The following is a 276-nucleotide window of genomic DNA, read 5'->3' on the forward strand; positions in this document are numbered from 1 at the left end:
GCTGCGCACCGAGCACGCAGCCGCCCACCCCGCCGGCCAGACCACCGAGGATGGCGCCTGACACAGAGCCGAGAGTGATACCGATAGGGCCGGCGAGCGCGCCGATGGCTGCGCCAGCTTGGCTACCTGCCAGGGCCGCGCTGACGCCACGTGCAACACCGCCCACGGTACCGATGGCGGCGCTGACTTTCATGGCGTGATGGAAGGACGCGACTTTGGGGGAGTGACAGCGAGGGCAGTGCAATGACATGGGGGTGAGCCTCATAGTTGGTGATG

The 276-nt window shown here is 67.4% G+C and carries 1 pseudogene; it reads right to left on the reverse strand.

What is annotated here, in order from left to right:
• Nucleotides 1–250: pseudogene (locus AC6UDB_RS07030) on the reverse strand (hypothetical protein); the annotation flags it as partial.
• Between the last annotated feature and the right edge of the window lie 26 nt (nt 251–276).

This window comes from Fructilactobacillus sp. X3R2C1 (genome assembly GCF_059901235.1).